Origin of the sequence: Streptomyces sp. NPDC048196 (genome assembly GCF_040652715.1) — a bacterium.
Taxonomy (GTDB): Bacteria; Actinomycetota; Actinomycetes; order Streptomycetales; family Streptomycetaceae; genus Streptomyces; species Streptomyces siderophoricus.
In genome coordinates this window covers 236,112-253,101 of record NZ_JBEZMM010000001.1, presented here as the reverse complement: position 1 = coordinate 253,101, position 16,990 = coordinate 236,112, and the positions used below count along the sequence as shown (strand labels likewise).

15 protein-coding genes and 2 pseudogenes are annotated in these 16,990 nt (G+C 69.6%); 7 read left to right on the top strand and 10 right to left on the bottom strand.

Going from position 1 to position 16,990, the window contains the following annotated elements; all coding sequences use genetic code 11:
• Positions 1–13: 13 nt before the first annotated feature.
• The 3 genes and pseudogenes from AB0E02_RS01250 to AB0E02_RS01240 form a co-directional block, all read right to left on the bottom strand.
• A pseudogene (locus AB0E02_RS01250) lies at positions 14–1,403 on the bottom strand (cytosine permease).
• A gap of 128 nt (positions 1,404–1,531) precedes the next feature.
• A complete protein-coding gene (locus AB0E02_RS01245) occupies positions 1,532–3,367 on the bottom strand; it encodes a glycoside hydrolase family 15 protein (RefSeq protein WP_362134656.1) in 1,836 nt (611 codons plus the stop codon).
• 203 nt (positions 3,368–3,570) lie between these two features.
• Positions 3,571–3,840, bottom strand: a pseudogene (locus AB0E02_RS01240) (XRE family transcriptional regulator); the annotation flags it as partial.
• A 161-nt stretch (positions 3,841–4,001) separates the two neighbouring features.
• Here AB0E02_RS01240 and AB0E02_RS01235 point away from each other — a divergent pair.
• The 3 genes from AB0E02_RS01235 (at position 4,002) to AB0E02_RS01225 (ending at position 6,063) form a co-directional block, all read left to right on the top strand.
• Positions 4,002–5,045, top strand: a complete 1,044-nt coding sequence (locus AB0E02_RS01235; RefSeq protein ID WP_362134654.1) for a trypsin-like peptidase domain-containing protein — start codon at positions 4,002–4,004, stop codon at positions 5,043–5,045.
• 229 nt (positions 5,046–5,274) lie between these two features.
• Complete coding sequence (locus AB0E02_RS01230; RefSeq protein ID WP_362134652.1) at positions 5,275–5,673, top strand: potassium channel family protein; 399 nt, start codon at positions 5,275–5,277, stop codon at positions 5,671–5,673.
• A 39-nt stretch (positions 5,674–5,712) separates the two neighbouring features.
• Positions 5,713–6,063, top strand: coding sequence for an MmcQ/YjbR family DNA-binding protein (locus AB0E02_RS01225; RefSeq protein ID WP_362134650.1), 351 nt, complete (start codon positions 5,713–5,715; stop codon positions 6,061–6,063).
• A 49-nt stretch (positions 6,064–6,112) separates the two neighbouring features.
• Here AB0E02_RS01225 and AB0E02_RS01220 read toward each other — a convergent pair whose 3' ends face one another.
• Positions 6,113–6,277, bottom strand: a complete 165-nt coding sequence (locus AB0E02_RS01220) for a hypothetical protein (protein WP_201806114.1) — start codon at positions 6,275–6,277, stop codon at positions 6,113–6,115.
• 491 nt (positions 6,278–6,768) lie between these two features.
• Here AB0E02_RS01220 and AB0E02_RS01215 point away from each other — a divergent pair, with 491 nt between their 5' ends.
• The 3 genes from AB0E02_RS01215 (at position 6,769) to AB0E02_RS01205 (ending at position 9,730) form a co-directional block, all read left to right on the top strand.
• Complete coding sequence (locus AB0E02_RS01215) at positions 6,769–7,995, top strand: beta-ketoacyl-[acyl-carrier-protein] synthase family protein (protein WP_362134647.1); 1,227 nt, start codon at positions 6,769–6,771, stop codon at positions 7,993–7,995.
• A gap of 231 nt (positions 7,996–8,226) precedes the next feature.
• Entirely contained in the window at positions 8,227–9,465 is a 1,239-nt protein-coding gene (locus AB0E02_RS01210; protein ID WP_362134645.1) for an SDR family oxidoreductase, read from the top strand.
• A complete protein-coding gene (locus AB0E02_RS01205; protein ID WP_362134643.1) occupies positions 9,458–9,730 on the top strand; it encodes an acyl carrier protein in 273 nt (90 codons plus the stop codon). Before AB0E02_RS01210 ends, AB0E02_RS01205 begins: the two co-directional genes overlap by 8 nt.
• A gap of 51 nt (positions 9,731–9,781) precedes the next feature.
• Here the strand turns inward: AB0E02_RS01205 and AB0E02_RS01200 are convergent, their stop codons facing one another.
• Complete coding sequence (locus AB0E02_RS01200) at positions 9,782–10,246, bottom strand: hypothetical protein (protein ID WP_362134641.1); 465 nt, start codon at positions 10,244–10,246, stop codon at positions 9,782–9,784.
• Positions 10,247–10,536: 290 nt separating this feature from the next.
• Here AB0E02_RS01200 and AB0E02_RS01195 point away from each other — a divergent pair, with 290 nt between their 5' ends.
• Complete coding sequence (locus AB0E02_RS01195; RefSeq protein ID WP_362134640.1) at positions 10,537–11,166, top strand: TetR/AcrR family transcriptional regulator; 630 nt, start codon at positions 10,537–10,539, stop codon at positions 11,164–11,166.
• Positions 11,167–11,305: 139 nt separating this feature from the next.
• Here the strand turns inward: AB0E02_RS01195 and AB0E02_RS01190 are convergent, their stop codons facing one another.
• From AB0E02_RS01190 to AB0E02_RS01170, 5 genes are all read right to left on the bottom strand, one after another.
• The gene (locus AB0E02_RS01190; RefSeq protein ID WP_362134638.1) at positions 11,306–11,920 is read right to left on the bottom strand and encodes a DUF3995 domain-containing protein; all 615 of its coding nucleotides are present in this window, start codon (positions 11,918–11,920) and stop codon (positions 11,306–11,308) included.
• A 323-nt stretch (positions 11,921–12,243) separates the two neighbouring features.
• Positions 12,244–13,758, bottom strand: coding sequence for an IPT/TIG domain-containing protein (locus AB0E02_RS01185; protein ID WP_362134636.1), 1,515 nt, complete (start codon positions 13,756–13,758; stop codon positions 12,244–12,246).
• 158 nt (positions 13,759–13,916) lie between these two features.
• Positions 13,917–14,708, bottom strand: a complete 792-nt coding sequence (locus AB0E02_RS01180) for an IPT/TIG domain-containing protein (RefSeq protein WP_362134634.1) — start codon at positions 14,706–14,708, stop codon at positions 13,917–13,919.
• Positions 14,709–15,051: 343 nt separating this feature from the next.
• Positions 15,052–15,747 carry a hypothetical protein gene (locus tag AB0E02_RS01175; protein WP_362134632.1) on the bottom strand — a complete coding sequence of 232 codons (696 nt, stop codon included), beginning with the start codon at positions 15,745–15,747 and terminating at the stop codon, positions 15,052–15,054.
• Positions 15,748–16,242: 495 nt separating this feature from the next.
• On the bottom strand, positions 16,243–16,815 hold the full coding sequence (locus AB0E02_RS01170; protein WP_362134630.1) for a MarR family winged helix-turn-helix transcriptional regulator: 573 nt from the start codon (positions 16,813–16,815) through the stop codon (positions 16,243–16,245).
• Positions 16,816–16,990 lie beyond the last annotated feature (175 nt).

Below are 16,990 nucleotides of genomic sequence, written 5' to 3'. Positions count from 1 at the left end.
CCGGCGGGCGGGCTCAGCCGCGTGCCGCCGCGACAGGCTCCGGCGCCCCTGCGTCCCGCTTCCGCACCATCCACCGCAGCGGCGCGTACACCGCCACCGACACGGCGAAGGCCACGTAGTACGGCGGCCGCGACCGGGCCGGTGAAGAGGGAGGTGTTCATGAAGGGCACGGCGGCGGCGAACGCGGCGAGGAAGGCGACGCAGCCCGGCCACCACGGCTGCGGCCGGGCGAACTCGGCCGCGACGTCGATCGGCGCGCCGCCCCGGGCCCTGGCCCGCACCCGCGCGTCCACGAGCACGATGCCCACGAAGCCGGGAATCCAGTAGCCGACGAACAGCAGCAGGTTCTGGAAGCGGACGGTGGTGTGGGCGGCGTGCAGCCACAGGACGAGCAGGAAACCGAGGACCGCGGCGGCCGCCGCGGCGAGCGGCCTGGGCACCCGTAGGCCGGCCGCCTGGAGGGCCAGCGAGCCGCTGTAGTCGTTCATCGCGTTGCTGCACACGGCCGCGGCCGCGAGGGCGAGCAGGCCGAAGGCGCCGAGAGCCCCGCCGCCCAGCAGGCCGTGCACCGCGGCGGCGGTCTGGTCGGTGAACAGCCCGGCTCCCCACAGGCCCAGCGTCTGCACCCAGACGAAGGAGAGCACCATGCCGAGCAGCGAGTACCAGAACATCCGCGGCCGGGAGGTGCGGCGCGGAAGATAGCGGCTGAAGTCGGAGGCGTACGGCGCCCAGGAGACGGCCAGGCTGAGCGCCACGGTACTGGTCAGCACGAATGCGCCGGCCCGGTCGGCGCCGTGCGCGGTGCCCGGCACGGGGAGCGGCACACCGGTCAGCAGCTTGGCGCCGATGACCAGGAACGCCGCGCCCAGCACGAAGGTCATCACGGTCTGGAGCCGGTGCAGGACCTCGTACCCGAAGACCCCCACGAGCCCCTGCAGGAGCAGCACCGCCAGCGCGCCCGGCCAGAACGGCCAGCCGAGCAGCTGGGCCAGCGCCTCCCCGCCGAAGAGCCCGATGAGGGCGTCCCAGGCGACGGAGGTGAGCCACTGCATGACGCCGGGCAGCACCACCCCACCGCCGAACGCCAGCCGCGCCAACGGGAGCTGCCCGGTACCGGTCCGGCTGCCCCAGGTGCACAGGTAGGCGGCGGGCAGCGCGCCGACGACCGTGCCGAGCACCATGGCGACGAGCGCCGTCCAGAAATCCAGCCCCAGCGAGACGCCCACCGTGCCGGTGAAGACCCCGGTCATGGTCAGGTTCGGCGCACACCAGACGGTGAACAGCCGCGCCGGCGTCCCGTAACGGTTGCCCTCGGGCACCGGCTCGATGCCGTGCCCCTCAACCGCCAGGTCCCCGGCCCGCCCGGGCATCCGCCCACGGAACACGGCATCTTCGATGGTCATACCTCTCCCGGCATCAACGGCAGCGCCCTACGGTAGGCGGAGCCGTCGGCGGTGCCGTCACCGGGGATGCCGCCCCCGGGAAGGCCCCACCGGGAAGGCCCACCGGGGAGGCCCCTCCAGGACGGTCGTCAGCCCAGAGCCCGGTCGAGGTTGAAGGCGGCGCTGATCAGTGCCAGGTGGGTGAAGGCTTGGGGGAAGTTGCCGATCTGTTCGCCGGTGCGGCCGATCTCCTCGGCGTACAGGCCCAGGTGGTTGCCGTAGGTGAGCATCTTCTCGAAGGCGAGCCGGGCCTCGTCGACGCGGCCGGCGCGGGAGAGCGCCTCGACGTACCAGAACGAGCAGATCGAGAAGGTGCCCTCCTCACCGCGCAGGCCGTCCGGGCTGCTGCGCGGGTCGTAGCGGTAGACCAGCGAGTCGGAGACCAGGTCCTCGCCCAGCACATCGAGCGTGGAGAGCCACTTCGGGTCGGTGGGTGAGATGAACTTGGCCAGCGGCATCATCAGCACGGCGGCGTCCAGGACGGTGTCGCCCTCGTGCTGGACGAACGCCTTCCGCTCCGCGGACCAGCCCCGGTCCATGATCCGCCGGTAGATCGCGTCGCGGGCCCGCCCCCACCGGAGCATGTCCGCCGGCAGACCGCGGTGGGTGGCGATCCGCATCGCCCGCTCGATGGCGACCCAGCACATCAGCTGGGAATACAGGAAGCTCTGTGTCTTGCCGCGGGTCTCCCAGATCCCCTCGTCGGGCTGGTCCCAGTTCTCACAGACCCAGTTGACCAGGTTGCCGATGGTGTCCCAGTGTTCACTGGACAGCGGCTCGCCCCATTTGTCATAGAGGTAGAGCGAATCGATAAGCGCGCCGTAGATATCCAGTTGGAGCTGCTTGACGGCGTTGTTGCCGATCCGGACGGGCGCCGAACCCAGATGCCCCTCCAGGTGGGACAGCTCCTCCTCGGGGAGTTCGCTGCGGCCGTCGATGCCGTACATGATCTGCAGCGGCCCGGCCGCGCAGGCTTCGGGGCGGACAATGCCGGACAGGAAGTGCACGAACGCCTTGGCCTCATCGGTGAAGCCCAGCCTGAGCAGCGCATAAATACAGAAGGCGGCATCCCGCACCCAGGCATACCGGTAGTCCCAGTTCCGCTCGCCACCGATCTGCTCGGGCAGGCTGGTCGTGGGCGCGGCCACGATGGCGCCGGTCGGCGCGTAGATGAGGAGCTTGAGGGTGAGCGCGGAGCGGTGCACCATCTCCCGCCAGCGTCCCCGGTACCGGGAGTGGGAAAGCCAGCTCCGCCAGTAGCGCACCGTGGCGCCGAACAGCTCCTCGGCCTCCATCGCCGGACAGGCCCGCGGCTCCAGCCCCCCGCCAATACGGTCGAGCGCGAACACCGCGGCGTCACCCTCGTGCAGCTTGAACGAGGACCAGGCATCCGGACCGTCGATCTCGACCGGAACGCTGGACGTCAGCGACAGCGTCAGCCCCGGCGACTCGAAGACCGTATGGCACCCGTGGCTGCTCACGGTGTGCGTACACCGGCCGTAGTCGAACCGGGGAGCCACCCGGGCGATGAACGGCAGCGTGCCACGGACGCACAGCACCCGGCGGATCAGCCGGTGCCGGTCCGCCTCGCGTGAGTCGTCGACGATCGGCATGAAGTCCTGGACCTCGCCGACACCGTTGTCCGCGAAGAAGCGCGTGATCAGGATGTTGGTGTCAGGGAAGTAGAACTGCTTGGTCCGCGTGGGCACGTCCGGCGCCAGCTCGAACGACCCGCCACGGTCGGCGTCCAGGATCGACGCGAACACACTCGGCGCGTCGAAACGGGTGCAGCAGTACCAGTCGATGGTCCCGTTCGTGCCGACGAGCGCGGCCGTCCGCATATCGCCGATCAGACCGTGCTCGGCGATGGGGATGTAGCGCGGCGCGTCCGCCCTACTGGGACGCAGGCTCTCACCGGCGACCATGTGACCTCCCCGGCTCCGGGGGCAGGAGGGCTCCGTTCAGGTTACCTCCGGGCCGTGACGCACCGCGAACGTTGACGGGCGGGGCCGTGGCGCAGGCGGGGGGCGGGACAGGGACGGCGAGCGAGAGCGGGACGGGGAGCAAATGTTGCCGAGAGCAACGAACGCCAGGCACCCGGCTCGCGCCTTAAAACTCTGGCTCGCTCCTAAAACTCCATCTCCACGTACTCGATGTCGGTGAACTCCACCTGCAGCCCGTCGGCGCGGCGGCCGTGGTCCTTGAAGTAGATCTCCTGGAGCCCCTCGGCCGCGATCTCGCGCAGTTGCCGTTCCGTTGCCCCGGCGGCCCGGGCGTCGAAGAGGCGGGCGGCGCAGGCCGGGGGCAGGGCCTGGGTGATGCGCCGGATGCGGCTGTCGTCGGTGCTGCCCGGGACGGCGGTGAAGCCGAAGCGGGCGCGGGTCTCGATGACGATGCCGCCGAGAAGTCCCGGGTGCCCTTCAAACCCCTCGACACGCCCTCTCGCCACACCGCCCCAGCCGTAGGACCATCCCGTAGGACCATGGCTCGCCCGCTCGGACCCACCACGCACCCTCGGCTCTCCACGCTCGGCCAGCATCCCTCGGGAGGACCCCGATCATGCACAGACCGATCGCCGTACGCGGCCTCCGCTCCCTCCTCCTCACCGCCGGTTTCCTCGGCCTCGCCGGACTGGCACTCGCCGTGCCGCCGGTCCCCTTCACCACCGTCGCGCACGCAACCGGCGCTCCTCGTCCAACGCCGGCAAGACCGTCACCCGCCTCGACATCGGCATCCCTCTCCGCCTCGGACGACGACGCGTACTGGACCCCGCAGCGGATGGCGGCCGCGGTGCCGGTCGCGGCCGACAGGAGTGGCCCAGCGAAGGGGAACAGCAGCCTCCGCGCGGCGCGGCCATCGGCGGAGGCGGACCCGGTGCCGCCCAGCCACCCGTTCGACGGCCTCCCGCAGGTCGGCACCTTCTTCTGGACGGACGGCACCAACGTCGGCCGCTTCTGCGGTGGAACGGTCGTCCGCAGCCCGCTCCGCAACCTCGTCGTCACCGCCGCGCACTGTCTGCGCGCGCCCGATCCGAAGCGCCACCTGTCGTTCGTGCCGCAGTACCACGACGGCCTGAAACCCCACGGGATCTACCCCGTCGACCGCATCTACCTCGACCAGCGTTACTACGACCTCGGTACGAACGGGGGCGCACGCTGGGACTACGCGGTCGTACGGCTCGGCGCGCGGGCCGACGGGGCCGAGGTGGAGGACGTCACCGGCGGCTTCGACCTGGTCCCCTATCCCGGGTACGACCACCGGGACGTACGGCTCATCGGTTACCCGGGCAACAGTGACACCACCCATCCCAAGCCGCTGGACTGCACCTCGTCCACTCACCGCTACACCAGCACCGACCCGGCCGCCCCCGGCGACTTCCTGGAGATCGCCTGCGCCGGCTACATCGGCGGCACCTCCGGCGGGCCGTTCCTGGTACGGGACTTCACCGGTTACGCCCTGATCGGGGTCATCGGCGGCTACCACACCGGCGGGGACTTCCCCGACGTCTCCTACAGCTCGTATTTCACCCTCGACACGCTGGCTCTCTACCTGCACGCCGTACGCGGCGACACTCCGGCCGCACCCCGCATTCCCTCCTCCTGACAAGGCCTCGGCAGCACGCCCTGTTAATGTCGGCAATGCCGTGAGAAAACCGGCTTTCCATCGGAGAGCCGGTTTTCGCACGGCAGATCTGAATTCCGGTCAGGCCGGCAGTGGAAGGTGATGACCCGCGTTGGTGCCGTCGTTTCTCGTGTCCGCCCTGAATCGCCTCTTCCGGAACGAGTCATGGCGTCGGCTGCACGCACGGGCCGCTTTCTGGGTGACCGTGGGTATGAGCGCGCTGCTGCTCGCCGGCGCCGCTCTGGTGGTCGTCGCCGAATCAGGCGCACCACGGGCGAATATCACGTCGTACCCGAAAGCGGTGTGGTGGTCGATCGAGACGGCGACCACGGTGGGGTACGGGGACTTCTACCCGGTGACGGTGTGGGGCAGGGTCATCGCGTCCCTTTTGATGCTCGGCGCCATTGCCGCGTTCGGCGTCATCACGGCCGCCCTCGCCACGTGGTTCGTCGGCCGTGCGGAGCAGGACGCGATCCGGCTGGGTAAGGCGATCGGCGGCCATGCGCGCGAGGATGCGGAGGCGCTGCGGGCGGAGTTGCGGACGCTGCACGCGCGTTTCGACCACGTCGAGAATCTGATCCGGGGCCGCGGTCCCACCGCGCCTTCCTGAACGCTTCAGGAGCGTGGTCGGCGGGGCTAAAGTGGTGACGTGATCGATTCTTCCGACGTCCGCCGTATCGCCCTGTCCCTCCCGGAAACGGTGGAGAAGGAAGCCTGGGAGATGCCCACGTTCCGGGTGGCGGGGAAGATGTTCATCACCGTTCCCGACGACGAGACCTCATGTGCCGTGCGCTGCCCCATCCACGAGCGGCACGAACTGATCGCCGCGGAACCGCACAAATTCTGGGTGCCGCCGCATGAGGCAGGTTCTCACTGGGTGCGCGTCCGGCTGGCCGCGTTGGAGGACTTGGACGAACTCCGGGACATCCTCGTGGATTCCTGGAAGCAGGCCGCCCCGGCACGATTGTTGGACAGCTTCCGCCCGAGCGAGAACGCGTAATCGAGAAGGCGCAATCAGGAGAAGGCGCAGTCGAGAACGAGTACTACCACTACTGGTGGTGACGGCGGCGCAGATCGCTCCAGTCGAGTGCCTGGGACGCTTTGAGTTGGGAATGCTCCGCCGCCTCACGGGTTGCGGCGAGGACGTCACCGTGCTCTTCGACGAGCTCTTCGTAGATGGGCGTGGTGCCGGAGGAGTGCGTGGCGGTGTTCATCTCGGTGGTTCCTTCTTTCCATGTGCTGACACTGGTTCGGCTCGGTAGGTATTCGCCGCCCCGGGAAGAAGGGAGCACCGGTGGGGTCAGCCGACCGCGGGTCGACTGAAACCTTGGTGCGCAAAGGGAGGTTGTCCCCACTGATACACCGCTCCCCCGTGCGGCGCTGGCCATCGTGTCATGTGCCTGGCGAGCATGCAAAGATCATCCCAGAGCCTGAGACTGTTGATCACCGTTGCTGATCGAACGCACGGTTTGTGCGCACGATACGTACGCGCGAACGGTACACGCGAAGGGCCGACAGGGGCGGCGGCGGGGCACGCCCCCGCCCCTCCGGAGCACCCACGGCTCCCGCTCGCCGCCCAGGCCCGGGAAGGCTGCGGCTGGTCGGGGGACGCTGCGGCTTGGCGCGCCCGGGGTGGGCGGGCGGCTGCCAATACTGAGCGCATGCCGGAAATCGCTGAGGCGCGGGTGCGGAGGGTGGCGGCCGAATGAGCGCGCGAGAGGTGGCCGTCACAGGCCTGGGGCTGGTGACGCCCGCAGGGGTGGGGGTCGCCGCCACCTGGCAGGGCCTGCTGAGGGGCGAATCCACCGCGGCGACCGAGCCGTCACTCGCCGGCCTCCCGGTGGGCTTCTGCTGCCGGGTGCCCCACTTCGACGCTGCCGCGCAGCTCGGACGCCGGCTCTCCTGGCGTCTGGACCGGTGCGCGGCCATGGCTCTGGTGGCCGCCCGCGAGGCGGTGAAGGACGCCGGGCTGGGCGCCGGCAGCTGGGATCCCGTACGGGTGGGGGTGGTCCTCGGGGTGGGTACGGCGAGCATGGAGCGCTACGAGGCGGAGTTCACCAAGCTCACCGAGGGACGGGCCACGGACATCTCCCCGTTGGCCATTCCGCGCAGTGTGCCGAACATGGTGGCCGGCGAAGTAGGGATGGACCTCCAGGTGCGGGGGCCGAACTTGACGGTCAGTACGGCGTGCGCGTCCGGGGCGACGGCCTTGGGCACCGCCCGCCAGCTGCTGCTCACGGGCGCCTGCGACGTGGTGGTGGCGGGCGGCAGCGAATCGCTGTGCAGCCGGGTTCCGGCCGCCTGCTTCCACCAGATGGGCGCGCTGTCCCGGCGGGCGGAGGATCCCGCGGGCGCCTCCCGCCCCTTTGACGCGGATCGTGACGGGTTCGTCCTGGCGGAGGGGGCCGGGGTGCTCGTACTGGAGCGGCTGGAACACGCCCGGTCGCGCGGCGCCCGCCCGCACGCCTACCTGTCCGGCTACGGGGCGTCGTGCGATGCGTACCACTTCACGGCGCCGCACCCGGAAGGACGCGGGGCGGCCGAGGCGTTGTCGGCCGCGCTGGGCGACGCGGGGATCGAGCCGGGCGATGTCGACCACGTCAATGCGCACGGCACGTCGACGGTCCTCAACGACCGGGCGGAGGCGCTGGCACTGCGGCAGGTCTTCCGGCGGCCGCCGCCGGTGACCGCGGTGAAGGGGGCCCTGGGGCACTCGGCCGGTGGCGCCGGGGCGATCGAGGCGGCCTGCACGGTCCTGACGCTGGCGGAGCAGGTGATCCCGCCGACGGCGAATCTGCAGCGGCAGGATCCCGAGATCGAGCTCGATGTGGTAGCGAAGGTGCCACGGCCGTTGCCGATGGCGGCGGCGGTGAGCAATGCGTTCGGTTTCGGGGGCCAGAACGCCGTACTGGTCTTCCGCGCGGCGTCGTAGAACCACTTCAGCCGTGGGGCCGATGGGGGCGCACGGACGCGGCCGGAGATCACGCGAATGCTCGTATTGCAACGGTGCGCCGGTGCGCCGGGGCTGCTGATCCCTGACACTTCGACATACTGCAACACATTCCTAATAAATAGGAATAATGTCAGTGCCCATGCCACAGCGCGGGCCTGCGGTGCGCACGCAGCCGCGCCGCGGGCGGTGCGCGGTCGAAGGAGTGAGTCGTTGATCACGATCACCGGTGCCACCGGCTTTCTCGGCGCACAGCTCCTCGCCGCGCTGCTGCGCAGGGACGACCGTCCCGTCTGCGCCCTCGTACGGGGTGATCCGGTCTCCGCCCGCGAACGACTGCTCCGGGCCGTACGCAGCACAACCGCCGGGCCTGGGACCGAGGCCGGGTCCCGGGCCCTGTGGGACGCCGACGAGTTCCACCGGCGGGTCACCCCGGTGCGGATCGAACTGGCCGCCCCGCGGCTGGGACTCTCCGAGGCGGAACACGCGGCGCTGGCGCAGCGCACGCAGGAGTTGTGGCACTGCGCCGCCGACACCAGCCCGCTGGGCCAGGCGGCGGCGCTGCACCGCACCAATGTGGCGGGCACCCGCCGCGTCCTGGAGCTGCTGAGCGCCGGCGGACGTACCGGGCGGCTGTTCCACATCAGCACCGCGTTCGTCGCGGGCAGGCGCCGCACGGGCCTGGTGTACGAGGACACGCTGGACGAGCAGTACGGATTTGCCACCCTGTACGAGGAGTCGAAGTTCCGCGCCGAGGGCCTGGTGCGCGCATGGGCACGGGCCGAGGGCCGGCCGGCGGTGGTCTTCCGCCCGAGTCTGCTGGTGACCGACCGGCCGTCCCAGGCAGGTGAGCCGCGGCACTGGCTGGCGGTCCAGGCGGCCCGGATCAGCATGCTGGAGCGACAGGATCCGGCTTTCGTCCTGCGCGCCGCCGGTCTGGGCGGCGACGACATCAGCTTCCCCTATACGGCGCGGGTACCGGGACGGCCGGATGCCGTCGTCAACCTGCTGCAGGTCGACTGGGCGGTGACGGCCATGCTGCGCTGCGCCGCCGCCCGCCCCGAGAGGACGACGGCCGAGCTGGAGCCACCGGTCGAGACCTATCACGTGACACACCCTCAGGACTGCTCGGTGCAGGAGCTGGTGCGGATCGCGTTGAGCGGATGCGACTGGCTCGATGTCACGCTCGACCCGGACGTGATGGCCGAAGACATGCGGCCGCTGGAGCGGTTCCTCATCCGCCTGGCCGCCGGGCTGACTCCGCACTGGTGGTCCCGCCGCCACTACGACCGGACCCGCCTGGAGGCCGCGACGGCCGGCCTGGCACCACCGCCGGAACTGTCCGGGGAGTACGTCCGCGCGGGCATGAGCATGCCCTCGTCGCCGCGCCTTTCCGCCCCTCCCTCCTCTTCCCCCTCCCCACAGAAGGGAGCCGTGACGGCTCGTGTCTGACCCCTGCCCGACGCACACTCCCCCAGCTTCCTCCCCCAGCTACGCCGTCATCTGCGCGGCCCTGAACGAGACCTTCGGCATCGACACGGCCGAGCTGCGTCCTGACGCGACGTTCGAGGAACTCGACGTCGATTCCCTCGCACTCCTGGAATTCGCCCTCGTCATGGGCGAACGCCTCGGGGTGACCGGGGAGACCGAGCTGCGTCCGGGCATGACGCTCGCGGAGGCGACAGCGCTGGTCGACACGTCATCCGTGCGGTCGTGATCGGCGCCCGCATCTCACCCGTTCCCGCCTCACAGGCGACCGCGGTCGGACTCAGGCTCGGCTGGAGGGCGAGGTCAGGTCAGGCACGTCGGCGTGACCGGACGTGACTGACGGGCCGTCATGGTGCGGGTGTCCATGACGCGGGTGAGGATCACGGCGGCCTCCGACCAGCAGCAGGATGTTGGCGAGCAGGAGGATCGGCCAGGGCGTAGTGATGAGGATGACGGCATCCACCACGCTCAAGATCCCCAGTGGCCACGCGATGAACGACGGTGGGGTGATGCCGCGTTGATCCAGCCACAGGATGACCAGACCGACCACGACGAGTGGCGGGCCGAAGCTCTCCAGAGACAGCCACAGCGCGCTGTTGGCCGGGCTCATATCGGAGAAGTCTTCGCCCCACAGTGCCCCGCTGAACCACTCCCCCGCGTGGCGTGCTGCCCCCTCCATCGTGAGGGCGAGGAGCGTGTGCGCGGCTCCGAAGAGCACAAAGAGCCAGCCGGCACATTTGATCATGCGAATCCCCCAACTGTGGTGAGTGTGGAGCCGCGCGACTTCACACGGCTGTCGTTTTCACACGGTTGTCGTTCGGGCGTGGTCCGGATGCGGGTCAATCCGAGCCGGCAGCTTCTCGTCGGTACGGCGTCTCGGCCGCCGCCGCGGACCGCCGTGGTCGCTGTCGCGCCAGGCACGTTCCCCTGGGAAGGTCAGCGCCGGGTGGACAGCTGTACCGAAGGACAGGGAAGCGAAGGTACGCAGTTCCGAAACCACTGGTTTCGATACTCTTGGTCTCGTATAGTGCACCCATGCCTGTGCGAAAGCAAGCCCGCAACCAGGGGGGTCGCCCCCGGGACAACCGCGTCGACGACGCCATCGCCTCCGCCGTTCGAGAGCTGCTGACCGAGGTGGGATATATGCAGCTCACGATGGCCGAGGTGGCCGCGCGAGCGGGCGTGGGCAAGGCGGCGATCTACCGGCGGCACGCCACCAAACAAGAAATGATCTTTGACGTGCTTCTGCCGGATCAGTTCCTGGCCGTGGCACCCGACCGCGGATCGCTCCGCGCCGACCTGGCCGCCGTGCTCGCCGAGATCGCGGACAGCATGGCCGTCCCGCCGCAGGGGACGATCCCGGGCCTGTTGGCCGATATCCACGCCGACCCCGCACTACGTGACCGGTTCGACCAGAAATACCTCGGAGCCCAGCGTCAGACCCTCACGGAGATCCTGGACCGCGCGACCGCACGCGGCGAACTCACCACCCGCCCCGACCCAGCCACCCTCAACGCCCTCCTGGTCGGCCCCGTCTTCGCCTGGCTGTTCCTGCTGTCCGAATCCCCCGGCCAACTCCCCGCCCTGACCTCCGCCCTTCTCGACGCGATACTCGCCCTCACCAGTTCCGCAACTCCCCGCGCCGCAGACGTTCCCAGCAGTTAGGTCGTGACGTAAGGACGGTCCTCAAAGACGAGCGGCAGGGGCGGCTCACTAACTGTCTGTCTGTCTGATCGCTTGCGGCGGCCCCGTCAGCGGGCTGCAGAGGCGAACGCACGAGGCGTCAGCAGCCGCGCCACAGTCATCAGCCGACCCCGGTGATCATCGATGCCAACGACAGAAGCAACGCACCCAGCGCCCCCACAGCACCGTAACGTCGCAGCTCGCCGCGGGCATCCAGTCGGCGGACATACCGCGTGGTGGCGGCGGCGAAAGCCAGACCGCCGACGAGGAACCACGGTCCCCACAGGCAGAGGTACCAGCAGGTCAGCCCGGCCAAGTCAGGCGCGACCGAGCGGATCCCGAGCTCAACCAGCACTCCATGGGCGACGAAGAGAGAACCGTGCCAGACAAGCAGCACCGCCGCGCCGCCGCCGCAGAACACCATGAGAGGGCCCATCCGTCTGCCACGCCGGCGGGTCAGGCCGATACCGATCAGGGCCCCAACGACCTTCAGCAGACCGGTCACCCACAGGACGGCCACGAACCACGCCACCCGATCATCAGCGAGCTTCACCAGGGACGGCGACACCGTCGTGCGCGCGCCGAAGGTCAATCCCATCGCCCAGGCGAAACTGGGTACCGCAAACAGGAGCCCCCATAGCGCAACAGCCAGCCCCGGCCATGCGCCTGGCCGAAGGCGAGGTGCCCGGCACGGGGCCGGACGCGCAGCATCGTCCACAGAAAGCTTGACCGCCATGACTTCATCGTGGCCGGATCGTCGACGACGAGATGTCATCCGCGCGGGTGATCGACTCCGCCGCAGGAGCTAGCGCGCGACATCCGTGTGACGGAGACTGCGACGGACGGAGACTGCGACGGAGGCTGTGACGCAGACACAGTGCCTCAACTGGCTCAACCTCCGGTCCGGTGACCGGATGTGCGGTGCGATGGGGCCTGGCCTTGGCGCAACCGGCAGACGCCCGCTCGGACCGCACCACGCTCCGTAGGACGGTCCGCGGGTCCGACAGCCGGCGGCCGGCCCCGGCGGTCAGCCATGCTGACGGGCCGTCGCCCCGGGGCTCAGGACGGGTCGTAGACATAGGGCAGGGCGTTGCTGTTCCCGGCCGGGGTGTGCGCCACGACGTTCACCGTGCCGGGTGCCCCGCCCGGGCTGGTCGCGACGACCTGGCTGTCGGAGATCGTCGCGAACGAGGCCGGGACGCCGCCGAAGGTCACCGCGTCGGTGTAGGTGAGGTTGCCGCCGCCCAGCACGATCGCGTCGCCGCCGAGGTCGGAGCCGTGGGAGGGGGTGAGGCTGGTCAGGACGGGTGCCCCCAGGTACGTGTAGTACGGGTTTCCGGTGGCTGCGGTGCTGGTCCCGCCCGGTGTGGTGACGGTGACGACGACCGTGCCGGACCCGGCCGGAGCGGTCACGGTCAACTGGTTGTCGGAGACCACGTTGATGCCGGTGGCCGGGTTCCCGCCGAAGTTCACGGCGCTGGTGAGCGTCAGGTTGCTGCCGAATACGGTGACGGTGTTGCCTCCGATGGCCGGGCCGAGGTGGGTGGACAGATCGCTGACGGTGGGTGCCGCGATGTAGAAGTAGGGCAGCGGATTGCTGGTGCCGCTCGCTGTGGTCACGGTGACATTGACCGAGGACGGTGGCCCGGCCGGGGCGATGACGGTGACCTGGGTCGCGGTGTTGGTGAGGGTGGTGGCCGGGTTGGCGCCGAACTTCACGGAGGTGGCGCCGGTGAGGTTGGTGCCGTTGAGGGTGACGGTGTTGCCGCCGGAGGTAGGGCCGGAGGTGGGGTTGAGGCTGCTGAGTGATGGGACGGGCGTGGAGGTGTAGGTGTAGGTAAGGGCGTTGCTGGTGCCCCCGGCCGTAGTGACGGTGACCGCGACCGCGGACGGCGACCCGGCCGGCGCAAGGACCGTGATCTGCGTGGCACTGTTGGTGAGGATCGTGGCCGGGTTGGCACCGAACTTCACCACGGTGGCGCCGGAAACATTGGTGCCGTTGAGAGTCACCGTGTTACCCCCCGATGTAGGACCCGATGGGGGGCTGAGACTGCTGAGAACCGGAGCGGGAGCAGCAACGTAGGTGTAGGTCAGGGCGTTGCTGGTGCCACCGGCCGTAGTGACTGTGACCGCGACCGAGGACGGCGACCCGGCCGGGGCGAGGACCGTGATCTGCGGAGCGGTATTGGTGAGAATGGTGGCCGGGTCGGGCCCGAAGAGCACCACCGTCGCGCCGGACAGATTGGTGCCGTTGAGGGTCACCGTGTTGCCGCCCGACGTGAAGCCCGAGGCGGGGCTGAGACTGCTGAGGGCTGGGGCTTGGGCTGAGGTATAGGTGAAGAGCACGTTCTGGTTGCTGGTGCCCGTCGGCGCCGTGACCGTGACCTGCACCGTGCCGGTTCCTGCGGGGGTCTTGGCCGTGATCAGGGTGTCGCTCACGATGACGAAGGTGGTGCCGTTGGGGCCGAACCTGACCTGGGTGGCGCCGGTGAAGCCGGAGCCGGTGATGATGACGCTGGTTCCGCCCGCTGGAGCACCTTGGGCGGGGCTGACGCTGGTCACTACGGGGGCCATGGGGCTCTTCTCCTTCTCCTGATGCCTGGGCCGGTGTCCCCTGGCCAGTGGTGGTCGACCCGGGCACGGGGGCGGACGTCGTCGCCCGTCCACGTCACGCTCTGCGGACGGGCGGCGACTTGGTGGTCGTGCGGTCCGTGCCCGGCCACCACCGACGGTCAGGTGAGGGTGAAGGGCTCGGCGTTGGAGTTGCCGCCGCAGGTGTGGACGGTGATGCTTCCGGCGCCGGCGGCGAGTCCGCCAGGCACGGTGACGACGAGCTGGGTGTCGCTCACGGGGGTGAAGACCGCGGTGGCGGTGGCGGCGGCGCTGTCGGTGAAGGTGACCGTGTCGACGCTGACGAAACCGGTTCCGTTGACGGTGATTTCGTCCCCCGCGGTACCCGATGCGGGCAGCACCGAGGTGATGGCCGGCGCGAGGTAGTAGTCGATCAGGGTGGTGCCCGAGGAGCTGATGCCGCCGGCGGTGGTGATGGTCAACGGCTGGGTCGACACCGTGGCGACCTGGCCCGGGTTGGCCGGAGCGGCGAAGGTGACTTGGCCCGCCTGCGTGGGCGTGACCGCTACGGTACCGACGGTGCCCACCCCGACCTGCGTCCCGGTGAGGAAGTTGGTGCCGAACAACGTGACCGGGCCGCCGGTGGCGGCCGACACACAGGTGACGCTCGTCCCCGAGGTGGTCGGCGCGGCGATGACGAAGAACGGCAGCGCGTTGCTGGTGGCGCCGGTGCTGCTGGTGACGCTGACCGAGACCTGGCCGGAGCACGGCGCCGAGGTGGGCACCACGAAGGTGACTTGGGTGGCGGTGACGCTTGTCGGGGTGACCGCCGCCGAACCGAAGTTCACCCTCGTGGTGGTGGACAGAGCGGTGCCGTTGATCTGGACGGTGTCCCCGGCCTTGCCCTGGTTGGTCGTGGTCGTGGTGTCCACTAACGAAGTGATGACTGCCATGATCTTTCTCCTTCGAACGTGCCGCTCTGCCGCGCGTAGCACGAACAGGCGGATGGGTGACGCGGCCCGCAACCGCATGGCGATGTCCCAATGGGCAATGGGGAGGGAAGACCTGGGAAGAACCGTTGCCACCGGGCGACCGGGCGGGTCGTCCCCTGGGCGGGTCCTCCTGGTCGTCCCCTGGGCGGGTCTTCCTGTGTGAAGCGATGCGGCACCACATCGAGGCGCGCCGGCAATCTCGCCTGCCCGGCGGTTGCAGCACGGTACGGAGCAGGCAGGGGCGCCTTTGCCTACTGCACCGCCAACTCACCGCCAAGACAGGCAAGTTAGGTGCCCTGCGATCTCAGCAGGGGGCAGTCAAAGGGGCGGTGGCGGCGCAGTTGTTGGGGGCGTTGCCGGACACATTGCTGACGAGCAGCGTGACGGAGCCCGCGTTCCGGTAGATGCCGCCTCCGTTGACGGTGGCGGTGGAACCGGTGACGCTGCTGGCGGTCATCGTCAGCGCGGTGTCGGTGTAGATGCCGCCGCCGTACGAGGCGCGGCTGCCCCGGACACCGCCCGCGGTCATGGTCACCGATCCGCCGAGGTTGGCGATGCCGCCGCCCACGCCGAGGCCGGCGTCACCGTTGCTGATGGTGACCGTGGCCAAGGTGAGCTGGCCCTGGGCGGCCGGGAATTGTGAGGGGCCGTCCACCTCGATGATGCGGAAGGCGGGCGCGTCCGACGCGCGGGTGATCTCGGTGGCCAGCCCGGACATGGTGATCGGCGTGGTGATGTTCGGCAAGCCCGCCGGCCCTCCGCTGCCACCCGTGCTGTGGGCGCCGGTCAGGGTGTAGGTGCAGAACGGCGCGAGGATCAGGTCAGCGCCGCCGGCGGCGTTGGCTCCGTCGACGGCACTGACCAACGCCGTCTCGCTGCACGGCACAACCACCACCTGCGCCGAGCCCGCGGCCTCCGCGTGCGCCGCCGGGACGGTGAGCAAGAGCCCACCGGCCGCGCCGACCCCAGCCAGTAATCGAAAAAAGTTGATGGCTCGCACAACGTCTCCTTCGACGTACGTATGAGCCACCGTCATCAGCCGATGCAGCGTGAGAGCGCGTCGGCCGACGGCTTCCTCCGGTGGGCGCCCTCGCGAACCTGCGGCGGCATGCGCAGGCCGATGCCACTGAGCTGCGTTCCCCAACGGAGGGATGGGCAGCCCACCTGGTCGGACACCACCAGTAAGCATCTGAGATGCCTTATCGACAAGAGATTCGACGACCTGCCACCCATACGGCGGGCGCACCACCCGGGGGCACGATTGGAGCCGCACTCCTTGTCGCCCCATCCATAGAGATGCCTTCGCGCAGGTCTCGGCGGATTGTGGCTAGGTGCTGGTGGGACAGGAGCATGGGCCGTAGCTCGGCGAGCAGCGTCGTCTCCGGACTTCTGCGCGGCGGGTATGCAGAAAGCAGCGGCTGCCGGCTTCGTAAGTGTCCGGCTGTCTGAGGTAGCCGGTGCACTGCGACGAATTACGCGTTCAACCGGCGCACGGCTACGGCAGGTTGTCGGTTGCGCTGTCGTCATGCGCGGCAGACTCGGTGGCGCGTGCGGCAGCGCGGGCGAGGCTGGTTTCGACGCGTCGCAGGCTTTCCAGCGTTTCGGTGACTTGATCGAGGGTGAGGTCGCCGGTCGAGGCGTCTTCGAGCTCGGCCCAGATGCGTTCGACTTCTCGGCGCAGCGCCTGACTGGCGGCGGTCGGCTCGATGATGGTGGCGCGCCTGTCGTCGGGGCAGGGACGACGGCGGACGAAGCCGGCGTTCTCCAGACGTTTGATGCTGCGGGTCATGGTTGCGGCGTCGGAGTCGATCAAACGCACCAGATCGGTCTGCCGCTGGGGGCCCAGTTCCCACAGATGCATCATGACCAACTCCTGGCCGAGGTGGAGGCCGACCCGGCGCAGGAGCTGTCCGGCGATCATGCGGTGCAGGCGGGCCACGCGGAAGATCGCGTGACTGACGGGCCCAGCCTGGGCGGAGTCGGGCACCGGCACGGTGGAGCTGACCGGCGTCTCCTTGGGCGGCCGGCTCGGTCGGCCTTGTTTCTTCGGGTTGGCTGCCCGGCTCATCAGGATCTTCCCCTCTCCCGGCCGGCTCTGAAGTTGGCCGGACAGTAATCAGGATAACCGCCTCTGCCCGTACTCCCACGCCTCCGTGAAGAGAAGAGGGCTCAGGTGGCTGACCAGCCCGCTGCTGGCTACGACAGCCCCCGTGAGGTGCACTCCTGCACCGCCCGCCTCGGCC

Coding starts and splice junctions, on each gene's coding strand:
- AB0E02_RS01215 (WP_362134647.1), top strand. CDS start 6,769: ATGAGCGCGCGAGAGGTGGCCGTCACAGGCCTGGGGCTGGTGACGCCC.
- AB0E02_RS01220 (WP_201806114.1), bottom strand. CDS start 6,277: ATGAACACCGCCACGCACTCCTCCGGCACCACGCCCATCTACGAAGAG.
- AB0E02_RS01195 (WP_362134640.1), top strand. CDS start 10,537: ATGCCTGTGCGAAAGCAAGCCCGCAACCAGGGGGGTCGCCCCCGGGAC.
- AB0E02_RS01190 (WP_362134638.1), bottom strand. CDS start 11,920: ATGGCGGTCAAGCTTTCTGTGGACGATGCTGCGCGTCCGGCCCCGTGC.
- AB0E02_RS01235 (WP_362134654.1), top strand. CDS start 4,002: ATGCACAGACCGATCGCCGTACGCGGCCTCCGCTCCCTCCTCCTCACC.
- AB0E02_RS01230 (WP_362134652.1), top strand. CDS start 5,275: ATGAGCGCGCTGCTGCTCGCCGGCGCCGCTCTGGTGGTCGTCGCCGAA.
- AB0E02_RS01200 (WP_362134641.1), bottom strand. CDS start 10,246: ATGATCAAATGTGCCGGCTGGCTCTTTGTGCTCTTCGGAGCCGCGCAC.
- AB0E02_RS01180 (WP_362134634.1), bottom strand. CDS start 14,708: ATGGCAGTCATCACTTCGTTAGTGGACACCACGACCACGACCAACCAG.
- AB0E02_RS01170 (WP_362134630.1), bottom strand. CDS start 16,815: ATGAGCCGGGCAGCCAACCCGAAGAAACAAGGCCGACCGAGCCGGCCG.
- AB0E02_RS01185 (WP_362134636.1), bottom strand. CDS start 13,758: ATGGCCCCCGTAGTGACCAGCGTCAGCCCCGCCCAAGGTGCTCCAGCG.
- AB0E02_RS01245 (WP_362134656.1), bottom strand. CDS start 3,367: ATGGTCGCCGGTGAGAGCCTGCGTCCCAGTAGGGCGGACGCGCCGCGC.